This is a genomic window from Quyinboa ferrireducens (genome assembly GCF_042436675.1).
GTDB lineage: Bacteria > Bacteroidota > Bacteroidia > Bacteroidales > UBA5342 > JBHJHP01.
This window is the reverse complement of record NZ_JBHMVA010000008.1, coordinates 94,706-118,062: the sequence shown is the minus strand read 5'-3', so window position 1 is coordinate 118,062 and position 23,357 is coordinate 94,706. Positions and strand designations below refer to the sequence as shown.

At 40.0% G+C, this 23,357-nt stretch carries 22 protein-coding genes; 14 read left to right on the top strand and 8 right to left on the bottom strand.

The window, feature by feature from the left end; all coding sequences use genetic code 11:
- Nucleotides 1-47: 47 nt before the first annotated feature.
- The 3 genes from ACE01N_RS12550 to ACE01N_RS12540 form a co-directional block, all read right to left on the bottom strand.
- A complete protein-coding gene (locus ACE01N_RS12550) occupies nucleotides 48-1,559 on the bottom strand; it encodes a GH3 auxin-responsive promoter family protein (protein WP_380589351.1) in 1,512 nt (503 codons plus the stop codon).
- 70 nt (nucleotides 1,560-1,629) lie between these two features.
- Nucleotides 1,630-2,163, bottom strand: a complete 534-nt coding sequence (locus ACE01N_RS12545) for a hypothetical protein (protein ID WP_380589348.1) — start codon at nucleotides 2,161-2,163, stop codon at nucleotides 1,630-1,632.
- A gap of 130 nt (nucleotides 2,164-2,293) precedes the next feature.
- Nucleotides 2,294-3,601 (bottom strand): acetyl-CoA hydrolase/transferase family protein, encoded by a 1,308-nt coding sequence (locus tag ACE01N_RS12540; RefSeq protein WP_380589345.1) that lies wholly within the window; start codon nucleotides 3,599-3,601, stop codon nucleotides 2,294-2,296.
- A 435-nt stretch (nucleotides 3,602-4,036) separates the two neighbouring features.
- On the opposite strand from ACE01N_RS12540, the gene pyrH reads away from it, so the two are divergent.
- Both pyrH and frr read left to right on the top strand, forming a co-directional pair.
- Entirely contained in the window at nucleotides 4,037-4,750 is a 714-nt protein-coding gene (gene pyrH, locus ACE01N_RS12535; RefSeq protein WP_380589342.1) for a UMP kinase, read from the top strand.
- A gap of 47 nt (nucleotides 4,751-4,797) precedes the next feature.
- Entirely contained in the window at nucleotides 4,798-5,361 is a 564-nt protein-coding gene (gene frr / locus ACE01N_RS12530; RefSeq protein ID WP_380589339.1) for a ribosome recycling factor, read from the top strand.
- A gap of 263 nt (nucleotides 5,362-5,624) precedes the next feature.
- Here frr and ACE01N_RS12525 read toward each other — a convergent pair whose 3' ends face one another.
- From ACE01N_RS12525 to ACE01N_RS12505, 5 genes are all read right to left on the bottom strand, one after another.
- On the bottom strand, nucleotides 5,625-6,119 hold the full coding sequence (locus ACE01N_RS12525; protein WP_380589336.1) for a hypothetical protein: 495 nt from the start codon (nucleotides 6,117-6,119) through the stop codon (nucleotides 5,625-5,627).
- A gap of 160 nt (nucleotides 6,120-6,279) precedes the next feature.
- Nucleotides 6,280-6,672, bottom strand: coding sequence for a hypothetical protein (locus ACE01N_RS12520; protein WP_380589333.1), 393 nt, complete (start codon nucleotides 6,670-6,672; stop codon nucleotides 6,280-6,282).
- A 335-nt stretch (nucleotides 6,673-7,007) separates the two neighbouring features.
- Entirely contained in the window at nucleotides 7,008-7,790 is a 783-nt protein-coding gene (locus tag ACE01N_RS12515; protein ID WP_380589330.1) for an ABC transporter permease, read from the bottom strand.
- Entirely contained in the window at nucleotides 7,787-8,710 is a 924-nt protein-coding gene (locus ACE01N_RS12510) for an ABC transporter ATP-binding protein (RefSeq protein WP_380589328.1), read from the bottom strand. Before ACE01N_RS12510 ends, ACE01N_RS12515 begins: the two co-directional genes overlap by 4 nt.
- Before the next feature lie 48 nt (nucleotides 8,711-8,758).
- Complete coding sequence (locus tag ACE01N_RS12505) at nucleotides 8,759-9,361, bottom strand: TetR/AcrR family transcriptional regulator (protein ID WP_380589325.1); 603 nt, start codon at nucleotides 9,359-9,361, stop codon at nucleotides 8,759-8,761.
- 261 nt (nucleotides 9,362-9,622) lie between these two features.
- Between ACE01N_RS12505 and ACE01N_RS12500 the strand changes: the two genes are divergently transcribed.
- The 12 genes from ACE01N_RS12500 (at nucleotide 9,623) to ACE01N_RS12445 (ending at nucleotide 23,346) form a co-directional block, all read left to right on the top strand.
- Nucleotides 9,623-10,639, top strand: a complete 1,017-nt coding sequence (locus ACE01N_RS12500; protein WP_380589322.1) for a sugar ABC transporter substrate-binding protein — start codon at nucleotides 9,623-9,625, stop codon at nucleotides 10,637-10,639.
- A 179-nt stretch (nucleotides 10,640-10,818) separates the two neighbouring features.
- Nucleotides 10,819-13,044: a TonB-dependent receptor gene (locus tag ACE01N_RS12495; protein WP_380589319.1), complete on the top strand. Its 2,226-nt coding sequence runs from the start codon at nucleotides 10,819-10,821 to the stop codon at nucleotides 13,042-13,044.
- 4 nt (nucleotides 13,045-13,048) lie between these two features.
- Entirely contained in the window at nucleotides 13,049-13,819 is a 771-nt protein-coding gene (locus ACE01N_RS12490; RefSeq protein WP_380589316.1) for a patatin-like phospholipase family protein, read from the top strand.
- A gap of 76 nt (nucleotides 13,820-13,895) precedes the next feature.
- Nucleotides 13,896-14,270, top strand: a complete 375-nt coding sequence (locus ACE01N_RS12485) for an HYC_CC_PP family protein (RefSeq protein WP_380589313.1) — start codon at nucleotides 13,896-13,898, stop codon at nucleotides 14,268-14,270.
- Nucleotides 14,271-14,329: 59 nt separating this feature from the next.
- Entirely contained in the window at nucleotides 14,330-18,154 is a 3,825-nt protein-coding gene (locus ACE01N_RS12480; RefSeq protein WP_380589310.1) for an efflux RND transporter permease subunit, read from the top strand.
- On the top strand, nucleotides 18,141-19,373 hold the full coding sequence (locus tag ACE01N_RS12475) for a TolC family protein (protein WP_380589307.1): 1,233 nt from the start codon (nucleotides 18,141-18,143) through the stop codon (nucleotides 19,371-19,373). The genes ACE01N_RS12480 and ACE01N_RS12475 overlap by 14 nt, the downstream gene beginning before the upstream one ends.
- A gap of 3 nt (nucleotides 19,374-19,376) precedes the next feature.
- The gene (locus ACE01N_RS12470) at nucleotides 19,377-21,203 is read left to right on the top strand and encodes an efflux RND transporter periplasmic adaptor subunit (RefSeq protein WP_380589304.1); all 1,827 of its coding nucleotides are present in this window, start codon (nucleotides 19,377-19,379) and stop codon (nucleotides 21,201-21,203) included.
- An 8-nt stretch (nucleotides 21,204-21,211) separates the two neighbouring features.
- Complete coding sequence (locus ACE01N_RS12465) at nucleotides 21,212-21,772, top strand: AraC family transcriptional regulator (protein WP_380589301.1); 561 nt, start codon at nucleotides 21,212-21,214, stop codon at nucleotides 21,770-21,772.
- Nucleotides 21,773-21,891: 119 nt separating this feature from the next.
- Entirely contained in the window at nucleotides 21,892-22,083 is a 192-nt protein-coding gene (locus ACE01N_RS12460) for a hypothetical protein (protein WP_380589298.1), read from the top strand.
- A gap of 61 nt (nucleotides 22,084-22,144) precedes the next feature.
- Entirely contained in the window at nucleotides 22,145-22,402 is a 258-nt protein-coding gene (locus ACE01N_RS12455; RefSeq protein ID WP_380589295.1) for an SHOCT domain-containing protein, read from the top strand.
- 122 nt (nucleotides 22,403-22,524) lie between these two features.
- Nucleotides 22,525-23,064, top strand: a complete 540-nt coding sequence (locus ACE01N_RS12450; RefSeq protein ID WP_380589292.1) for a hypothetical protein — start codon at nucleotides 22,525-22,527, stop codon at nucleotides 23,062-23,064.
- 54 nt (nucleotides 23,065-23,118) lie between these two features.
- Nucleotides 23,119-23,346, top strand: a complete 228-nt coding sequence (locus ACE01N_RS12445; RefSeq protein ID WP_380589289.1) for an SHOCT domain-containing protein — start codon at nucleotides 23,119-23,121, stop codon at nucleotides 23,344-23,346.
- The last annotated feature ends 11 nt before the right edge of the window (nucleotides 23,347-23,357 follow it).

The following is a 23,357-nucleotide window of genomic DNA, read 5'->3' as shown; positions in this document are numbered from 1 at the left end:
ATTGGATCAAAAATAGCAAAAAACAATGAATAAATGCCCCATATTCTCTATTGGTTCATGGCAATAAGTTCATCCATATAGGTGCGTGAATTTGCCAGTCGGGGTACCTTGTTTTGTCCACCCAGTTTTCCTCTTTTTTTCATCCAGTCCAGAAACAGACCTTTACGCGACACAACCAGTTCGAGTGGTTCGAGCGTTGCATTTCTCCTGCGCTTGGCTTCGTAATCGGAATTTACTTTTTGTAAGGCCTGATCCAGAATTTCGGAGAAAATATTCAGATCATCCGGTTCATGATCAAACTCAACCATCCACTGATGCCGTCCCTTGCTTTTATCTCCCATAAACACAGGTGCTACCGTATATTCGTGAACAATAGCCCCCGTTTTTTGGCAGGCTTCTTTCAGCGCTTTCTCGGCATTATCCACCATCAGTTCCTCCCCGAATGCATTGATGTAATGTTTGGTTCTTCCGCTGATCCTAACCTTATGCGGGTAAAGTGAAGTAAACTGAACCGTATCGCCTATGATGTAACGCCAAAGACCACCATTAGTGCTTATAACAACAGCATAATTCTTATTGGTTTCAACTTCATCAACCGTGTATACCTTTGGATTGGAAGACTCAATATCCTCCATCGGTATAAATTCATAAAAAATACCGTAATCCATCATCAATAACATATCCGGCGAACTCAGGTCATCCTGAATAGCAAAAAAACCCTCCGATGCATTATATGTCTCCATATACCGCATATCTTCTCTCGGTATGATCCGGCGAAACTGTTCGCGGTAAGGATCAAAGTTGATTCCTCCGTGTACAAACAGTTCAAAATTAGGCCATACTTCAAGTATATTTGATTTACCGGTTACCTCAAGCACACGTTTTAACATGATCAGGTTCCACGATGGTACACCCACAATACTCGTCACATTTTCTTCCACCGAGACCTCTGCTATCTTATTGATCTTCTCTTCAAATTCATCCAGTAAGGCGATAGATGTATCCGGCGTTCTGAACAGATCAAAAAAGAACGGAACATGTTGCAGGTATATAGCAGAAAGATCGCCCACCTGTGATCTGTCACTGAACGGACTTACCTGGTGACTTCCTCCCAGTGTGAGGCTTTTACCTGAAAACACTTTATTATCGGGGTAAATATCCGTGTAAATCGCATATACATCTTTACCAGCTTTAAAATGGCAGTCTTCCATTGAATCCTTACTAACAGGGATATATTTACTTTTATCGCTGGTTGTTCCCGATGATTTGGCATACCATTTCACCTCCTTAGGCCATAATATATTGGCCTCTCCCTTTATCATCCGTTCTATATCCGGTTTCAGGTCATCGTATTTATGAAAAGGAACCCTTTGCTGAAAGGTTTTGATATGTGTAATGGATTCAAAATCGTATTTTTTACCGAATTCTGTCCGCTCACCCTTTTTAATAAGTTTATTAAATTCCTCGTGTTGAAAAAACACGGGATCCTTACGCATTTCATCGATCTGGTTCAATCGTTTTATATTGATCCATGAAAATAAAGAATTGATAAAGGGCATGTTCTATGTTTTTAACAAAAATAGAAAAATCATTCAAAAACCGAAGTTACAAAACCACTAAATAAACTATTTATTGTCCCAGAATTTTTGCATCAACCCCAAATACAGAATGAATATTGATTTCATAATCTGATGTAATAAGCTTATCGGTGACCGTATTTACCTTTAATGAAAATTTATCTTTTATAATGTAAGATTTAATATCTTCATTGGTTGTTTCCAGTTCGAGTTCAGAACCTATTGTATCCGGAATATTTTCTTTCCAGGCTATTTTTATTTCAGGTAATCCATCGGCCACCAGATAAATGGAAACAGACTTAAAAAAAGAAAAATCTCCGTTTAAAGGTGAATTTACGGTCAGTTTCATAGACTTTAGATTTATGGTTTCAACCAGATCTGCTCTGGTATCATTCACCTCAAAATCAGACTGATAATCCGTTTCAATATCAGGACTCATAATATTAAAAGGTAAATTAACACCTGTTGCTGAAGGTATTGTTACCGTTTCATCATAAGCCATCTCAAACTGTGTCAGCTTATCTAACTCTTTACATCCTGCCAGCGTTACAATTAACAGCAATAGAAAACCAACTCTGATATCCATAAAATCTAATCTCTTTTAAATTCTTTATACTAACGGCAATAAAAGCAAATTTGTTTTAAAAACAGTACAACAAAAAACCCCGGGAAAACCGGGGTTAATAACTATGAGTTATAAAAGACGTTGTCTTCTATTATTTTTTACTTACGAAGTGATAGTGTGGGCCAAAACGTTCAAATGCTGCACGATCGAGTGATTCACGATGACTTGGGTGTGCAATGGAAATGATCAGCTTGGCACGTTCCTGCATTGTTTTCCCGTAAAGGTTAACAGCACCATATTCAGTTACAATCCAGTGCATATTAGCACGCGTACTAACCACACCTGAACCCGGCAACAGAATCGGAGAGATTTTTGAAACGCCTTTAGCCGTTACAGAAGGCAGTGCAATTATCGGCTTACCACCTTTTGAATGCCCTGCACCTCTGATAAAGTCAATCTGACCACCAACACCGGAATAATGTTTTGTTCCGATAGAGTCTGCACAAACCTGACCTGTGAGGTCAATAGCCAGTGCTGAGTTAATAGCCGTTACTTTATCCAGTTTACGGATGACATGAACGCCATTTGTATGTGCAACGTCCATCATGGCAACCATTGGGTTGTCATCAATAAAATCATATAAAGCCTGGGTTCCCATCAGGAAAGATGCAACCATTTTACCACGGTCAATAGATTTGTGTTTTCCTGTTATCACGCCCTTTTCCACCAATGGCAATACACCATCTGCAAACATCTCGGTATGAATACCAAGGTCTTTATGGTTTCCCAACTGAGCCAACACAGCATTTGGAATACCTCCGATACCCATCTGTAAACACGCCCCGTCTTCAACAAGCTCGGCCACATTTTTACCTATTTGTGTATCAACTTCCGTCAAGACGCCCATATCGTGCGTATATAACGGAATGTTATCCTCAACAAATAAATCTATATCATTTACGTGCACCTGGGCATCACCCCATGCACGTGGCACATTAGGATTAACAGCAGCAATAACTGTATCAGCACATTCAATGGCAGCTTTTGTGGCATCCACAGATGTTCCTAACGAAACAAAACCGTGTTTGTCAGGAGGAGATACCATCACCATAGCAACGTTAACTTTCAGGTAACCATCACGGATCAGCTTTTGAGTCTCACTCAGAAAGACCGGAATATAATCCGCATAACCAGCCTGTGTCTGTTTTCTAAGGTTTCCACCTACAAAAAACTGTTCGGTTACGAATATTCCCTCAAATTCAGGATTGGCATATTCCAACTCTCCTTCTACATGAATATGCTGGATCTTTACATCATAGATTTCACCGTTTCTTCCTCTCTCTACCATTGGTTTAATAAGCGTATGAGGAGTAACGGCCACACTACTTAAATGAACACGGTCTCCGGTTTTTATAACCTTTACGGCTTCTTCCGGTGAAACAAATTTGATAGTCTTCATCTGTATATAATTTTTGTTATTTGCGATTGTAAGAGGTGCATCTTCACCTAATTAAAGAATTTTTTATCTAATTAAGCTGAATTGCTGCAAATGTAATACGAACCTTACGAATAATGAAACTAAATTACAGTATTTTTCATCCTATTTCAAGGCACATAATCTTATACCTTAATGCCCTTTATAAAAGGCACTTAAAAAAGTTAAGAGAGGATAACAGGTATTATCCTCTCTTAATAAACCTAAACCTTAACCTATGAAAAAATTACCTTAGAAAGTCATCCAAATTTAAGAATAACATCCGATAAAGTCAACGATGCAATCGTTTTCAGAAACTGTTAGAAAACATGTATTTTATACACTCATTCTGTAGCCATATTTCAGAACCCACCTTTTATTCGTATTTTAGTGCCGCAAAAACCTAATGTATAAGGAACAATGAGCAGTAAATATAAACGTGTCCTGCTAAAGCTTAGTGGGGAATCATTAATGGGTGATCAGAAGTATGGTATTGATCCGGATCACCTTAACAGTTATGCGAATCAGATCAAAGAAATTTACGACCTTGGTGTTCAGGTTGGTATTGTAATTGGCGGCGGTAATATCTTTCGCGGACTGAGCGGTTCTGCCAAAGGTTTTGACCGTGTGAAAGGTGATCAGATGGGAATGCTGGCAACAGTCATCAACAGTCTGGCGCTGAATTCTGCATTACAGGCCATAGGTGTTCCCTCAAAAGTTCTGACTGCCATACGTATGGAACCTGTAGGCGAATTCTACTCAAAGGACAAAGCCATCGAATACCTCAACAATGGGTATGTTTCCATATATTCAGCAGGAACTGGAAATCCGTATTTTACTACGGATACCGGATCATCGCTGAGAGGAATAGAAATTGAAGCAGATGTAATGCTGAAAGGAACCCGTGTGGACGGAGTTTACACGGCTGATCCCGAAAAAGACCCCAATGCCGTAAAATATGATTCCATCTCTTATGATGAAATCTATAACAAGGGACTTAAGGTGATGGATCTGACGGCTACAACCATGTGTAAGGAGAACAATTTGCCCATAGTAGTTTTTAATATGGACACACCAGGAAACCTGCACAAAGTCATTACGGGAGAAAATATCGGGACCTACGTTCATCCCTGAATATTCTGATTTTTTATTATTTTTGTTTAAACAAAAAAATTATCGCCATGAACGACGATGTAGAATTAATAATTGCGGAAGCTGAAGAAAGCATGGAAAATGCTGTAAAGCATCTGGATCAGGAACTGGTTCATATTCGTGCCGGAAAGGCCGATACCAGGCTGGTAGATTCAGTCATGGTAGAATACTACGGTGTAATGACGCCACTGAGTCAGGTTTCCAATATTTCCACTCCCGATGCCAAAACTATTGCCATTCAGCCCTGGGAAAAAAGTCTGATTAACGACATTGAAAAAGCCATTATGATGGCCAATCTCGGATTTAATCCTGATAATAACGGTGAAATGATCCGTATCGGCATTCCTCCGTTGACTGAAGAAAGACGCCGTGATTTGGTAAAGCAGGTGAAACATGTTGGTGAGGAAGCCAAAATAAGTATTCGTAATTCAAGACGTGATGCCAACGACCATTTGAAGAAACTGGTTAAAGACGGCCTTTCTGAAGATATTGAAAAAGACTCGGAAGCTCAGGTTCAAAAACTGACAGATAAATTCTCTAAAGAGGTTGATGCCCTGGTTGAAAAGAAAGAAAAAGAAGTTTTAACAGTATAATGAAAAGCGGCAATTGCCGCTTTTTTATTTGGTCCACGATCAAATCTTTATATCCTTTGTTAGTGCAGATATTCATCTGCACTAAGCTAAAAAACAACTTCTACATATAAGTTCGGCGTAGGCCAGAGCCATACGCCGAACGCTAGAGATAAATATCCGCGCCAACTTAGGTTTTATTTTACCATTTAGTGTGATGCTATACCAAATCCTTATTGGCGCAGATATTTATCTGTGACTTTCTAAAAATTTTATTACGATCAAGATTATAGCTTAATATCCAGAAGGATAATCAGTGCCAAAAGTATAATGCTTATGATGCCAGGCACACCATAAAGAATCAATCCTTTTTTAAGGACGAGTTTTTTAAGTTGTAAGCGGTTCTTAAGAACCAGAACTTCAAGGAAAGGGATGGCTGCAACAAACGCATAACCATAATACGTAGTTGGTTGATAAGGATCTTCAGCGGCATTCCGGATCACATCAAAAAAGATATAATTCATAAACACCGATATAGAGACAAACAGAATGGCCACAATCAGTGCTGCTTTGTACAGTAGTTCTCCCGGGAATCTTCTTAAGGCATGGAAACCGCCCCAGGTCCAGATAAACGTTCCTAATGTGAGCATCAGTATCATTCCCAAATGCGGACTAAAACTCCAGGGAAACCACAGGATCAGGTTCGACATCCAGTACAACGAAAATGCTTCCCACTGCACCATCTGTACCCAACGTAAATATTGTTTGTCTAATTCTTCCAAAACCAACGGTGAATTGCATATAAAACTCTATAGTCATGGATTATGTTCAGGATGAGGTAGATTTTCGACGCAGGCCAATCTTCGAAAAACACAGGTATCGAATTAATAAACAGAAAAATGAACGCCGTAGTGAAATGCTCTATGCAAACAAGGGATTTAGTTATTCAAATATCCTTTTTAATATTATTTTATTGTGCTTAATCTTATTCTTATTCAGGAAAATAATTTTTTCATCCATCATATTAAAAGGTGGAAAAAAACTGCTATCTATGGCATTTTGATAACTCCTTGTATCCTTACAGTTTAATAACAATTCATTATCTGATACAATTTTCCAATTTCCTTTGCAAACGGAATGTAATTCTGCTTCTACCTTTTCGTACACAAATGTATTATCCGGATTAATCTTTAAAGTAGCGGAGTATAATCCTTTTTGATGATAATTGTATTCACCTACAGGACTCAACTCCTTGATATTTATTTTCAACATTGAACATCTCCCAAACATGATCAATGATAAAATAACAATAGTTGAAATTATTTTTCTACTCATCTGGTATTATATTAATTAGAACGATCCATTTCTAACACTCAATGGAATTTGCTTCAAATCTACTACTTGATTTAAAAGTGTATCCGGATGTCCACTAACATTCCCATTTGGATATGCTTCTTTTAAAGTAATTATAGAGGATGCTGTATTTACAGGTACAAGACCTACATGGTCTAAATCTAAACACTTTATCTCTAAAAACTACAATTATTGCACCATATCCCAATGTTAGGCATAACTTTCAGCTACATCACTTGTACCCAAAAGTAACGATTCAATCACATTTATCAAACAGGGCCAAATGCACGGTTTAATATCAGTGCAGTTAAATAATCTTACTTCTGATCTGCATAACGCCACCACAAAACAGTTCCGGTAATTCCCAGCGCAAAGGTTAGGATCAAAATAATATAGCTTGTATTAACCAGCGCCAGTCCCTGAGCCGGATCAGACACGGTAAAGACACCCGGAATGGCCCACGGGAAATATGGACCAAAACCTGCCATTGCCAGAAACTGAGACAGAATAAGTACCAGAATGACGAAGGCTATCGGTAAAATGATGCCTCTTCCTGCAGCTGCAATAAATGCCACCGGTGTTGTTACCATTAAGGTCAACAATGAGGTAATTGCAAATTTTAAAAGTGCTGAATTAAATAGCTGTGCTGACCATCCTGGCAGATTCATCCACTGTCCGATTAAAATGGATGCCGCAAAGAACACGATAATCAGTAACAGATTCCAAAGCATGGCAACCAGAAACTTCGACATCACAACCAATGCCCTGTTGACCGGCATCACCATAACATCGGTTATTGTTTTTTCGGTGAACTCCCTGCCAAACACCCATGAAATCACAAAACCGAAACCGATCAGGCCTATGGCCGCCACGGACTGGTTTAAAATATCAAAATACCCCTGCCACGAATTATCTTCAAAGAATTTAGCCTTGGTTCCCATGATGCCCATTTTGTCCATAATCTCAGGATGCTGGCTCAGGTACATCATAAAACCCATCATGCATGGAATGAAAATGAAAAAACAGATGGTGATCCAAAATAAATTGGCATGTCGGAGTTTCAACCATTCTGTAATAAAAACTGCTTTAAACTGTTTCATTTCTGACCTCCTTTTGCATTAATGGTTCTTAAAAAATAGGATTCCAGGTTCTCCTCTTCTACTTTTAACAAAGATGGCGGCAAACCTGCATTTACCAGAATTACTGCAATATCTGACGGAGATTTTAAGGCGCTTTCATCTTCTATTTTTATACTTTCATCAGCAACCTTACACTTTTGGATGCCATTATTTTTCAGAATTTTTACCGCAAGCGCATTATCTGCCGTCTGAACCTTCATATATTTTTCGCACAACCGGTTCAGTTCAGATGTTTTGAATTCACTGATCAGCCTTCCTTCGTGAATAATTCCTATCCGGTTAGCCATCAAAGAAATTTCGCCCAGGATATGACTTGAAATAAAGATCGTCACACCCTGATCTGCGGCCAGAGTCTTCAGCATTTCCCGAATATCATGAATACCTTCCGGATCCAGCCCGTTGACCGGTTCATCCAGTATCAGTATTTCCGGTTGATGAATCAGTGCCTTTGCCAGTCCCAAACGCTGTGCATTGCCTAAAGAAAGATTCTTTACTTTCCGGTTGGCATATTTTTGCAGTTCCAGTAATTTCAATATGGCATCTACCGCCTTTCTGTCTTTTATAAACCGCAGTCTCCTTACAATCTCCAGATTCTCTCTGACCGAAAGATTCGGATACGCATGTGGCATCTCCACCAGACTGCCGGTTAACCTTAAACCTTCGGCATACCCGGGATGCATTCTTTGTCCTTTTAAATACACGCTTCCCGAAGAAGGACTAATTAATCCCAGCAGCATTCGGATCGTAGTTGTTTTTCCAGCCCCGTTTAAACCAAGAAAGCCGTAAATCTCTCCCTTTTTTATATCCAGATCCAATTCTGATACAGCTACCACATCCTTGTAATGTTTTGCAAGAGAAGCGGTTTGAATTATACTTTCCATACCTGTATATTAATACCGAACGTTCGGTCTGTTATCTTATAAAATTTTTTACGCCTTCACATTTTCATACACCGCATTAAATGCCTCTTCTAAAGCTTTAGAATAACTTTCAAATTTATTGCTGTTAATAAATCTGATGAAAACCCCGTCAGTAAGGTACAGGAAGGTATCCGCTACCTGTTGCGATGGCGTTTCTGACTTAATCTCACCACTTTCCTTAGCCTTATCAATTACCGAAACCCACGCCGCCATACTTTTCTCATACTGCTCGGACTCCATTTTAAGAAATTCAGGAAATTTCTTAACGGCTTCGAACATAATCATCATAAAGTTCAGGTTTACATCATCATTCTCATTGCTTCCGGTAAATTCATATATCTTTTTAAACGATACATCGATATTCCGTATATAGCTTTTTAAAAAACCAAGCAGAGAATTTTGATCAAATGTGTTATAATCAACCGATCCAAAATTAAAAAACATGGATACGATCTCCTTATACAGATCATCCTTGCTTTTAAAATAATGATAAAAGGCACCTTTAGACAATCCTGTTTTCTGTACAATCTCATTCATTGTCACGTCTTTAAAGCTTTTCTGAAGGAAAAGTATCAATGATGTTTTAAGAATGTATGTCCTGGTGTCCTGCATAAACCGACCGTTTGGTTTGTCAAAAATATGACTATTATTCTCAAATACCAAAACATTAACCAAAAATATTCATACTTAAATATCTTCAGCCTCTATTTGTGTATTCACCAACTAACATACAACCTAAATGTAATGGATTAAATGTATGACTTACACCTTAAAAACATGTCCAACAACTACTTTTCATATTTCATATTAACCACTTGTTTTTCATAAATTTATTACACTAACATTTCGGGATAGTAACAAAACAGATTAAGTATGAAAACTACTCTACGTAAAATTATTATTTTCAGTATGTCTGTTATACTTCTTGCGGGTTGTTCCCAGAAAAAAGATGTGGTAATAGGCATTAGTTTAGGACCTAACCAGGAACGGTGGCAAAAAGACCTGGATCTGATGACTGAACGATTGGATTATGCAGGTGCCAAAGTATTGGTTAAAGAAGCTCAGAATGACGAAACTGTGCAGGCAGAACAAATTGAGGACTTATTAAAAAGTAATATCGATGTGCTCATTATTGCACCTGTAAACAGTGAAACCTGTGGTGTAATTGTTAATGAAGCCAAGCAACAGTATCCGGATCTTAAGGTTATTGCCTACGACAGGATTATCAAGAATTGTGATCTCGACTTTTATGTTTCTTTCGACAATATCAAGGTTGGTGAACTTCAGGCGGATTATTTAACCCGGATCAAACCAACCGGGAAGTATGCCATACTAGGCGGATCACCAAATGACAACAACTCCCAGTTACTTAAACTGGGACAAATGAATATTCTTCAACCTCTGATAACAAAAGGTGACATTACGGTAGTTCTGGATAAATTTGTGGCCGATTGGAATGCAGACAATGCCTACGAAATCATCAACAACTACCTGAATAAGGGAAAAGAACTAAATGCCATCGTTGCTTCGAGTGATGAAATCGCAAATGGTGCATCACGCGCATTGGAAGAACATAATCTGTGTAAAACAGTGCTCTTGTCAGGACAGGATGCACAGGCAGATGCCTGCAAACGAATTGCTGAAGGAAAACAAACCATGACGGTTTATAAATATATTGAATCGCTGGCAAATTCCACAGCCAATATAGCCATGTTAATGGCAAAAGATGAACCGGTACCAAATTCTTATGTCACCATGAATAACGGGGCAACCATGGTGCCGGCATTGTTACTTCCATCGATGATCCAGGTTCATAAGGGAAACATCAGAATGACTGTGATTGCGGATGGATACCTTGACCGAAAAGAAGTCTTTGGCGATGAAGAATAATATTTGCTTTACTTAACAGCAATTCTCTTATTAATACAGCTTAGTTATTTTAGCCTTCCTGATGTATTCAGGAGGGCTTTTTATTGAAAAGATTAAACTCCTGCACTGAACCAATATTGAACACATTCTGTTTTACTAGCACATTTGACCTCAGAACATTAAAGTATGACGCTCCGAACATGAAGTTATTACTTGCATTATTTATACTTTTCCCTTATCTGACTTTCGCACAGGTCAGTGGTCTGGTCATTGATGAAGATACACAACAATCGCTGGAAGGTGCAATTGTAAGTTCCGGTTCACAGCATGCTGCCACAAACCGGGACGGTTATTTTACGTTAGGCAATTCCTCTGATACACTAAAAATAAGTCTTATTGGTTACCAGGATAAGATTGTATTTATAGGAGACAATGCTTCTAACCTGGTTATATCGTTATCTGCTGAACCTGCTTTTCTGCCTGAAATAAGGATAAGCATCACCCCCTTTAACGATCCACTTAAACAAACTTCCGGTAGCAACTTCATTATCCCGGTTAGTACCATTGAAAAACAGTCGGACTTATCATCGGTCAGTCTGCTTAATCAGGTGCCGGGAATTTATGTGCAGCAGGGAACTTTAAATACCAACAGGATCACGATTCGTGGCATCGGTTCCAGAACGCCTTACGCCACAAACCGTATCAAAGCATATTTCGGTGATACCCCGCTTACAAACGGTGATGGTGTTTCTGTTATCGAAGATCTGGATCTGAGTGGTTTGAGTAGAATAGAAATACTGAAAGGGCCTTCATCGGCAATCTACGGTTCCGGTCTGGGGGGAGTCATCCGGATTCTACCTGAGAATAACAGATATAACGGTCTTACCCTGCAATCATCAGCCGCGTCCTTTAACACCTTTCGGCACAGTGCAACAGCAGGCTATTCCAAAGGTGCTTTTAATACAATGGTTAATTACAGTAACCTCACCTCTGACGGTTTTAGAGAGAATAATAAGTACAGACGACACAATATTTTTCTGAATTCAAATTTCCACAGCGGCAAAACGCATCTTTCGCTGCATATGATTTACACTAAACTCAATGCACAGATTCCAAGTTCCCTTTCGTATGAAGATTACAAAAACCATCCTGAAACAGCGGCTTCAAACTGGCTGGCAGTAAAAGGTTACGAAAAGTACCATAAAGTTCTTGGCGGGATATCAGCAACAACGAATATACGTAAGGACTGGACAAACAAAGCCAGTGCATATGGCGGCACTTTTAATCAGTATGAATCACGTCCGTTTGATATTTTAAGTGATAAATCTGTATTCTGGGGATTCAGGGAGCGTCTCATCTATGAAAATAATAAGTTTAAAGCGTTGCTTGGCACAGAATATTATGGAGAAAAATATGGCTACGACCTCTTTTTTACGAATGAAGGAGAACAAAACGGACTAAAAAATTCAAATAACGAAGTCAGGCAATACTTTAATTTCTTCTCCTATGCTTCGTATGATATTTTATCAGTTTTAAAAGCTGATGCCGGATTGAATCTGAATATTCTGAATTACAGTTTGACAGACAATTACGTTCAGGACAACATGGATGTCAGTGAAAATTATACGTATAAACCAATTTTATCTCCCAAAATAGGATTGACATATACCGCATCTGAAGATATTTCATTCTATCTCTCTGCCGGGCACGGATTTTCACATCCTTCTCTGGAAGAAACATTGCTCCCTGAAGGAACGGTTAATCCAAATCTTAAACCGGAACAGGGCTACAATATAGAAGCCGGTCTGCGCATGAATTTATTTCGCGGTTTAACTTATGCCGAGCTTACCGTGTATAAAATGTATCTGAATAATCTGTTAGTGATCAAACGTGAAACCGAGGATGTGTTTTATGCCGTGAATGCGGGTAAAACGGAACATCAGGGTATCGAACTTTTGCTTCACCAGAAGATAGTGGATCAGAAAGATGGTTTTGGCATAAGTTATACCGGTAGTTTATCTTTATCCGATCATTACTTTACCAGTTTTACCGATGACAATGTGGATTATTCGGGAAATAAATTACCGGGGATTCCCGGATTTTCTTCTGATAATAAACTTAAAATTTCATACAAGCAGCGTTTCACCTTAAGCTCAAACTGGTTCATATCAGGGAAACAATATCTTAACGACAATAACTCAGGGAAAGCTGCCGGGTTTTCGGTAATAAATGCCCAAATATCCTGTTTGCTCTACCAACAAATACGTCTGAAAATTACTATATTTGGACACTTAAACAACATATTAGATACCCGTTATGCATCTATGATACTGGTGAATGCACCATCGTTTAATGGCAGTGAACCACGTTATTATTATCCTGGTGAACCCAGAAATATGCAGGCAGGTATTCGTTTAACATTTTAGATTTATGTTCGAAAAATACAAAGTCGGTCTGGTATTGGGAGGCGGTGGTGCCAGAGGGATCGCCCATCTGGGTGTTGCAAAAGCCATGTATGAACTCGGTTTGAAACCGGATGTTATTTCCGGGGTCAGTGCGGGCTCAATAGCCGGGTCCTTTTTAGCTGCCGGTCTTGATCCGGAACATGTATATGAACTTATAAAAAAATGGGGATTCCTGAAATACTCAAAAATTGTAGTTCCTAAAACAGGGCTGTTTAAGCTGACCGGGCTGGCTGAATTGTTACAAAAAGAGATCAGTCAGGAAAACATTGAGGATCTTCCGATCGATTTCTGGATAGCCGTATCGAACATAACTGATGGTAAAGTTGAGTATTTCAATTCCGGTTCCATTTATAAACTGGTGATGGCATCATCCAGTATCCCAGTAATTTTTGAACCGGTGAAAATGAATGGTACGATGTATGTGGATGGCGGCTTATATGACAATCTTCCGGTAGAACCCATAAAAGACGATTGCAAAAGAATTATTGCGGTCAACCTTGAACCTCATATTAATAAACAAAAAATAGAAAACCTGTTCCAGGTTGCCGTCCGGACATTCCATTTAAGCGTGGAATCGAACACGCGGGAAAGTAAAAAAGCCTGTGACGTAATCATTGAACCGAGCGAACTGAACCAGTACGACATATTACAGATCAAGGAACCGGACAAACTTTTTAACCTGGGTTATCGGGCTGGCATTGAAAAACTTAAAGACCTAAAAATTCCAATCCTATAATTTTTGTAGCATTTTTTAGATTATTTAAGTATCTGATAATGAATAAACATTTACCTTTGTATCACGTTTTAAGTGTATGCGATTAATACTGAACATAACAGTAAGTTTAATTCTTATGGTAGCCACAACTGGCGTTACCATATCAAAACACTATTGCCACAACCATTTGGTTGATGTTTCAGTAAACCATCATGCAGATAAATGTTGTGATACAGGATGTAACTCATGCAAGGATGAAGTTGCATCATATAAGGTTACCGATACCTTTATGGGTGCAGATGTATTAGCTTCACTTCCTGTAACAGTTATTCAACTTTATCTGAACGCTGTTGTCGATATAACTGAAGCTACAACAGGCGTTGAAAATCAACATTTTACAGAACTTAGCACCGGACCACCTCCGGTAACAACAATATCCAGGCTTTCCAAAATACAAACTTTCCTAATTTGATTTACCAAATTGTTTTTCAGTGTTTTATAAACTGATCCAAGAACAATAACAGGTAAATTATGCTTAATAAAATCATTCGTTTTTTTCTCGAAAACAAACTGGTTACGTTTTTAATACTGGTTGTTTTCATCAGTTGGGGAATCATTAATTCTCCGTTCGGCTGGGAAACAGGTATTCTTCCCTCCGATCCGGTTCCTGTAGATGCCATTCCGGATATTGGCGAGAACCAGCAAATAGTATATACCGAATGGTCGGGCCGGTCACCACAGGATATAGAAGATCAGATCTCTTATCCGCTGACAACGGCTTTACTTGGTATTCCGGGAGTAAAAACCATTCGAAGTAATTCCATTTTCGGATTGTCCAGTATCTACATCATTTTTGATGATGACGTGGATTTTTACTGGAGTCGCACACGTATTCTGGAAAAACTGAACTCCTTACCGGCAGGCACACTTCCTCAGGATGTATCGCCGGCACTGGGACCGGATGCCACTGCATTGGGCCAGGTTTTCTGGTACACGCTCGAAGGCCGGGATAAAGATGGAAATCCTGCTGGAGGATGGGATCCACAGGAACTCCGGACCATCCAGGACTTTTATGTGCGCTACGGACTTACTTCAGCCAAAGGAGTTTCCGAAGTGGCATCCATAGGAGGCTTTGTAAAAGAATACCAGGTGGATATTGACCCGAATGCCATGAAAGCCTATGGCGTTAATGTGGCCCAGATTATGGCTGCAGTAAAAAACAGCAACCTCGATATCGGTGCAAGAACCATAGAATATAACCGGGTAGAATATCTGGTGAGGGTATTGGGTTATATAAAAAACATCAAGGATCTTGAAGAGAGCGTGGTCACCACACGGGATAACGTCCCTGTTCGCTTAAAAGATGTTGCCAAAGTCAATTACGGACCTGCAACCCGTCGTGGGGGGCTTGACAAGGGTGGAGCCGAAGCTGTTGGTGGTGTTGTGGTTGCAAGGTATGGCGCCAATCCCATGAAAACCATTGAAAACCTGAAAGCCAAAATTGCAGAAATAGCACCAGGCTTACCATCCAAAACGCTTGCAGACGGAACCGTTTCAAAAGTAACCATTGTTCCTTTTTACGACCGTACCGGTCTGATTAAAGAAACATTGGGAACTCTGGAGGAAGCACTATCACTGGAAATTCTGATCAGCATTCTGGTTGTTATTGTCCTGGTGTTAAACCTCCGGGCATCGTTTCTGATCTCCAGCCTCCTGCCCATTGGTGTTCTTATGACCTTCGTCATTATGCGACGATTTGGTGTAGATGCCAATATTGTGGCGTTGTCAGGTATTGCTATTGCCATTGGTGTTATGGTAGATGTTGGTGTGGTGTTCACTGAAAACATCATCCGGCATCTGGACATGCCGGAGAATAAGGGTGCTAAAGGACGAAAGCTGTTTACTGTGGTTTACGACGCTACCGTGGAAGTTGCCGGAGCCGTAATTACAGCACTTGCCACAACTGTGGTCAGCTTTTTACCTGTTTTTGCCATGCAGGCTGCAGAAGGAAAATTATTCCGTCCACTGGCTTTTACCAAAACATTTGCCATGTTATCGGCGCTGTTTATTGGCGTTGTTTTTATCCCGATGCTGGCGAATCTGATCTTCTCCATTCGCTTCGATAAAAAGAAGATAAGATTTATCTTTAATATCATACTGGCCGTAGCCGGTCTGCTGCTTGCTGTTTTCACCGGGAACCTGGTTGCTTTGGTCCTTCTGGCCGTTGGCATCAACAACCTGTATGAAAACCGTTGGCCCGAAAATAAACGGAAGTATGTGAATCTCATCAACGTGGTTCTTACCCTGTTTGTAGTCATCTTTTACCTTACACAGATCTGGATGCCCTTGGGTGCTCAGACCAGCTTTTTTGTCAACTATGTGTTTGCAATTGTACTGGTTGGAATGATCCTTGGGACCCTTATGTCCATCGTACATTTTTATCCTGTGATCCTGAAATGGTGCCTGAGTCATAAATGGCAGTTTCTTTCTGTTCCGGTCATCGTGGTACTGTTCGGGATAGTAGTCTGGCAGGGACTTGGAAAAGTATTCGGATTTATGCCAAATGCCATCAAAGATACTTCAGCGTGGCAGGCTGCAGAAAAGACATTTCCGGGTGTAGGAAAGGAATTCATGCCAACACTGGACGAAGGTTCCTTCCTGCTGATGCCAACCACCATGCCCCATTCGGGCATTGAAGAAAATCTGGACGTTATTGCCCTGCTGGACAAACGGATCAACGCAATACCGGAAGTTGAGAATGTTGTCGGGAAATGGGGCCGTGTCAATTCAGCACTCGATCCGGCACCGACATCCATGTACGAAAATGTCATCAATTACAAACCGGAATACATCCTGAACGAAAACGGACACCGGATGCGGTTCAAAACGGATAAGGATGACGCCTTTCTGTTAAAGGATGGTTCAACCTACAAACCGGACAGGGACGGATATCGTACTATTGATCAGTCTCAGTTAATTGAAGATAAGCATGGCGAATATTTCCGGCAGTGGAGAGATAACATTAAAACACCAGACGATATCTGGAACGAGATCATCAAAAAGGCCACCATTCCGGGATTGACATCTGCACCAAAGCTACAGCCGATCCAAACACGACTGGTTATGTTACAAACCGGCATGCGGGCGCCAATGGGGATTAAGGTATTTGGTCCCAACCTGGAAACCATTGAGAAAACAGGTTTGGAGCTGGAACACGCGTTAAAAGAAGTAGATGGGGTTGAACCCATGTCGGTATTTGCAGATCGTGTGGTTGGAAAGCCTTACCTGGAAATGGAGATTAACAGGGACGCCGTTGCCCGTTACGGACTGAGTATACAACAACTTCAGAACGTTTTAAGCGGAGCCGTTGGAGGTATGAAACTCTCCTCTACCGTTGAAGGCCGTGAGCGTTATGCCATACGAATGCGCTATGCCCGTGAATTCAGGGACAATCCTGAGGATCTGAAAAAAATATTGATCCCCACACCAACAGGCGCACAGATTCCTTTGGGTCAGCTGGTAACTATAAAATATGTACGTGGCCCACAAATGATAAAAAGTGAAAATACATTTTTGGTCGGCTACGTCATTTTTGATAAAAAGCCCGGATATGCCGAAGTGGATGTGGTTGAGAATGCACAAAAATACCTCAACAACTTGATTTCCGGCGGATCATTGAAGATACCTGCCGGAGTCAACTATGTATTTACCGGGAATTACGAAAACCAGATCAGGGCAACGAAACGACTGATGATTGTTGTCCCTGTTTCCCTTGTCATCATTTTCCTGATCCTGTTCTTCCAGTTTCGCTCTGTTACTGTTTCACTGATGACATTCTCAGGAATTCTTGTCGCATTTTCAGGCGGTTTTATGATGATCTGGCTTTATGGTCAGCCCTGGTTCATGAATTTCAGTATTGCAGGAACCAATATCCATGAACTGTTCCAGATGGGAACTATAAATCTGAGCGTGGCGGTGTGGGTAGGCTTCATTGCCCTGTTCGGTGTGGCAACAGATGATGGTGTTATTGTGGGCACCTACCTGAAGCAGGTCTTTGAAAAAAACAGCCCTTCCAGCGTACAGCAGGTCAGAAAATCCGTTCTGGAAGCAGGATCCAAACGTGTACGCCCTGCAATGATGACGGCTGCAACCACCATTATTGCCTTGATTCCCGTACTGACTTCAACCGGGAAAGGATCTGATATCATGGTTCCGATGGCTATCCCGCTTTTCGGAGGTATGATCATTCAGGTTATGACCATGTTCGTGGTGCCTGTTTTTTACAGTATGTGGCAGGAAAAAAAGGTAAAGAAAGAAATTAAAACACTTAAAATAAAAGATAATGAAGAAGCATAAGATCATTTTAGGAATCCTTTTCCTGATGCTTTCTTCAGGAATATGGGCTCAGAAAGCATTGAACAGCTACCTGCAGAAAGCTGCAGAAAATAATCCGGAACTGAAGATGAAGTTCAACGCTTACATGGCTGCACTTGAAGTGGCGCCCCAGGTAAAAGCATTGCCCGATCCTCAGGTGGCATTTGGGTACTTTATTCAACCGGTTGAAACGCGTGTTGGCCCGCAACGGCTCAAACTTTCTGCATCCCAGATGTTTCCCTGGTTTGGATCACTGGCCAATAAAGAAAATGCAGCCCTTCAAAATTCAAAATCGAAATATGAAGGCTTTGAAGAAGCCAAATCCGGACTGTTCAATGATGTACGCAATACCTATTACAATCTCTATCTGAACCGGAAAGCAATCGATATTACTAAAGAGAATATAGGTATTCTGGAATCGTTCCGCAAACTGGCCACGGTAAAAGTGGAAGCTGGACTCGTGTCCTCACTTGATGAATACCGGATCACCATTGAAATTAATGATCTGGAAAATCAACTCGCCTTGCTGAATGATAAACAGCATGTACTGGAAACCACATTCTACAAACTGTTGAATGATGATGGCACGTTTCTTATAGATTTGCCTGATTCAATCTGGACCAACGATTTTAAGTTGACCCGGGAAGCAGCACTGGATTCTGTGTTGTCGCGCAATCATCAGCTATCTGTTATCAGTTACGAACAGAATGCGCTGGATTACCGTAAAGATATTGCGTCTGATATGGGTAAACCTTCCTTTAAAGTCGGGCTGGATTATACGATCATCGGTAAAGGTGAAAATAATCTGGCAGGAACCGATGCTTTCATGTTTCCTACCATTGGTGTTACAATTCCGCTTTACCGGAATAAATACAAGGCGATGATAAAGGAGGTCAACTATCTTGAATCAGCCAAACAGAATGAGAAGATCAAAAAGGAAAATCAGCTTTCCGTACTTTTTGAAAACGGATGGAAGGACTACCAGGATGCATCGCGAAGGATACAACTTTACAATACACAATTGGATTTGGCAAGAAAATCACTGTCTCTGCTGGAAACGGATTACGCTACCGGCAACCGGAACTTTGAAGAAATTCTTCGCATGGAACGCAAAGTTCTGACATATAATCTTGAACTGGAAAAGGCCAAAACAGACAAACAGGCCTCCATATCATTTTTCAACTATTTAATGGGCAATTAAATCATGAAACAGATAACAAAAAATATTAAAGAGAATTATAAACTGGTATTGGGAACACTAATTGTCGGGCTCATACTGGGATGGTTATTTTTTCACAATAATCACCATCAGGCAACAACACAAAATGTTACCGAAGTACATAAGGGACATTCCCATGCAGGAGAAACAACCATATGGACCTGTTCCATGCACCCTCAGGTGCGGAGTGACAAACCCGGACAATGTCCGATTTGTGGCATGGACCTCATTCCCTTAAGTTCCTTGCAGGCGGATGAGACTATTAATCCAAATGAAATCAGTATGACTGAATCTGCAGCAAAGCTGGCCGATGTTCAAACCATGACCGTCACAAGAGGAACACCACAGAAGACCATTTATCTTCAGGGGAAAGTACAGGTTGACGAACGCAATATTGCAGAGCTGACAGCACGGTATGGCGGGCGCATCGAAAAGCTATTTATCAACTTTACCGGACAGAACGTAAAAAAGGGTGAAAAGCTGGCGTCCATCTATTCACCGGAACTGATTGCTGCACAGCGTGAACTTCTGGAAGCGATTACATTTAAAGAAACCCGACCGGCCATTTATAATGCTGCCAAATCGAAATTAAAACTTTGGGATCTTAGCGACGAGCAGATTAAAGCTATTGAGGAAAAGGGTGAGCCTCAGGTTTATTTTAATGTCCTCTCTCCTATTTCCGGGACTGTTATGATGCGTCATGTGGCACTGGGTGATTATATAAAAGAAGGAAGTCCACTTTTCCGCATTGCAGATCTCTCACATCTTTGGGTAGTTTTTGATGCTTATGAAAGTGATCTGCCCTGGATAAAAGACGGTGATGAAGTGAATTTTACGGTGCAGGCCGTTCCGGGTAAAACCTACACTGGTAAAGTAAATTATATTGATCCGTTTATCAACGGTTCTACCCGCGTGGCAAAAGTCAGGGTCAATGTGGATAATAAAAGTAATGCTTTGAAGCCGGAAATGTTTGTTAACGGTACTGTTGAATCAGAAATAGCTGCCAGCAGCAACGATCTGCTGATACCCAAAACAGCCGTATTGTGGACAGGCAAACGTTCCGTTGTTTACGTCAAAGTTCCTGACAGGGAAAACCCGACGTTTATTTACCGGCAGATTGATCTGGGGCCGGAGGCCGGAAACTTTTATGTGGTCGCAGGTGGTCTGGCCGAAGGTGAGGAAATTGCAGTGAATGGTGTATTCAAGATTGATGCAGCAGCTCAGCTTCAGGGTGCAACAAGCATGATGAACCCTGATGGCGGCGATTCGGGAGCAGGAAGTATGCCCGGGATGGACATGGGAGGAAGTAAGAAAAAAAGTGAAACTCTCTCCAGTAATAATAATAAAATCCAACCTGATAATATTAATCCGGATTTTAAATCACAGCTTACCGACGTTTACCAGGCATACCTGAAAATGAAAGATGCCTTTGTGGCATCAGATCCGGCAGCAGTCAGTAAAGATGCATCCGATGTTCAGAATGCAATGAGTAAGGTAAACATGGAACTGTTGAAAGGGGAAAGTCATATGGTGTGGATGAAGCAGTTAAATGTGTTGAAAGAGAAACTATCGGATATGATAAAATCCAATGACATTGAAAAACAACGGACTGCATTTGTTGGCTTTAATGAAACATTCTATAAAACTGTTAAAACATTTGGTTTAAAGGATGTTACAACATATTATCAGTTTTGTCCAATGGCTAATAATGATAAAGGCGCCTTTTGGTTCAGCAATTCGGAAGATATCCGTAATCCGTATTTTGGTGAGGACATGCTGACCTGCGGAGCTACTGAAGAAGTTTTAAAATAAAAAATACCATGAAGATCTACATTAAAAATATGGTTTGTAACCGGTGCATAATGGCTGTGTCAGGAATTTTTTCCAATGCCGGATATGGTACAGCAAAGGTTGAAATGGGCAAAGTAACCGTAGATTCAGATATACCTGATGCAGAAATGCATAACATTGAAAAAGCATTGAACGATACAGGTTTTGAATTGATCAGCGATGCACGAAGCCGTTTGATCGAACAAATTAAAAAACTGACAATCGAATATGTATACGATGGACAGGGAGACAAAACACAAAATTTTTCTGACTACTTAGCGGATAAGCTTAACCTGGATTATAACTATTTGAGTTCGCTTTTCTCTTCTGTAGAAGGTACAACCATTGAGAAACATCTGATTAGTCTGAAAATTGAAAGAGTAAAAGAGTTATTGGTTTACGATGAAAAAACACTGAGTGAAATTGCTTTTGAACTGGGATACAGCAGTGTGGCTCATCTTTCGGGTCAGTTTAAAAAAGTCACAGGGTTTACACCTTCGTATTTTAAAAATCTTGGTGACCAAAAACGCCTGTCCATTGATAATATATGAACAGGTAATGTAATACCTGCATTTAAACTTTTTTACACTAAATAAGGTGAAATACATAAGCATTTCAGCATCTGTAATGTTATTGATAATGAAGATATTGAATATTAAAACAAACTAAAATGATACTTAAAACAATTATATTATCAATTGTGGTCATGGCTGTTTTATTGTTGATCTTCAGCATCAAACTGTTTTTCAAAAAGGATGCCGAAATCAATATCCGGTCATGTTCTATGGATGACAACGGAAACTGTGATAAGTGCCAGATAACAGACGCTACAGAATGTGCGGAGGAAAAACAGGAAACCTGAAAATGATATAACACAAACTAATAATAGTGTAACGTTTCCGGTCTTAAACGAGTGTAACTTTATGGTAACTAAAACGGAGGTTAAAATGTACGGTTTTAATGGAATGCACTGGGGAATGGGATACGGATGGATGGCAGGAATCATCCTGATGTTTGTCCTTGCATGGATAATATTCCGGGGCATTGAACCGGAAATGTATCACAATATCAAAAGAAGAAAATCTGCTTTGGACATCTTAAAAGAAAGATATGCCAAAGGTGAAATTGGAACCAGTGAGTACGAGAAAAAATCAGAATTGATCAAAGATCAATCGAAGTAACAGAAACACAGTATGTCAAAAAAAATACAGATGTACCAACCTTTTTTAAGTGTGAAAGCACAGTATAGTATATCGTAACAATACGATGTTTTAATATTTTTTAATCTTAAAAATTCAATGTCATGAAAACATTAATGATAATAATCTCAATGTTTGCCCTGATGACAATGAACAGTTTTGGACAAACAAAGACGATCAACAAGCTGCTTGAAAATAAAGAAAGCAGGCAGGAAGTATTTAATGCCATTCAGAATGATCACCAACTCATGTCAGAGTTTATGCAAAACATGCACGGTAATCAGCATGCCTTGATGATGTGGAATAATGCGCAAATGAATGGAAACAATAGTAATGATCAAACACAGGGACAGTATATGATGCATCAAAACGGAACTATGAATGGAGCCGGACAACAGTATATGATGAACCGGAACCAAATGATGAGTTTAATGCATAATAACCCACAAATGATGCAGATGCTGATGAACAATATGGTCAATGTTAGTGCCACGGATACGGTTATGAGCCAGCACCTTGTTAACCAGATGATGCAACATCCTCAGATGATGTACATGATGAATCATCATGGGAACATGGGTTCTTATGACCATGGTATGATGATGAATCAAAGCCATCATAGGCAGATGAACTATAATAACTGATATTTCGGTTAATATACGTAGAAATGAATTTTCTAAAACGAAAAACTTCATATCATGTATGGTTATAATGGAATGAATTGGGGAATGGGATTTGGCTGGATTATCGGAATCGCATTAATGATACTGATAATCTGGATAATCTTCAGGACTGTGAACGGTAGTTCTGGTACCACAGTGCACAGAAGCAAATCAGCCATGGATATCCTGAATGAGAGATATGCAAAAGGAGAGATCAATGACAAGGAATACGAAGAAAAAGCTAAACGGATAAAACAAAGCTAAAATTTTCTGAA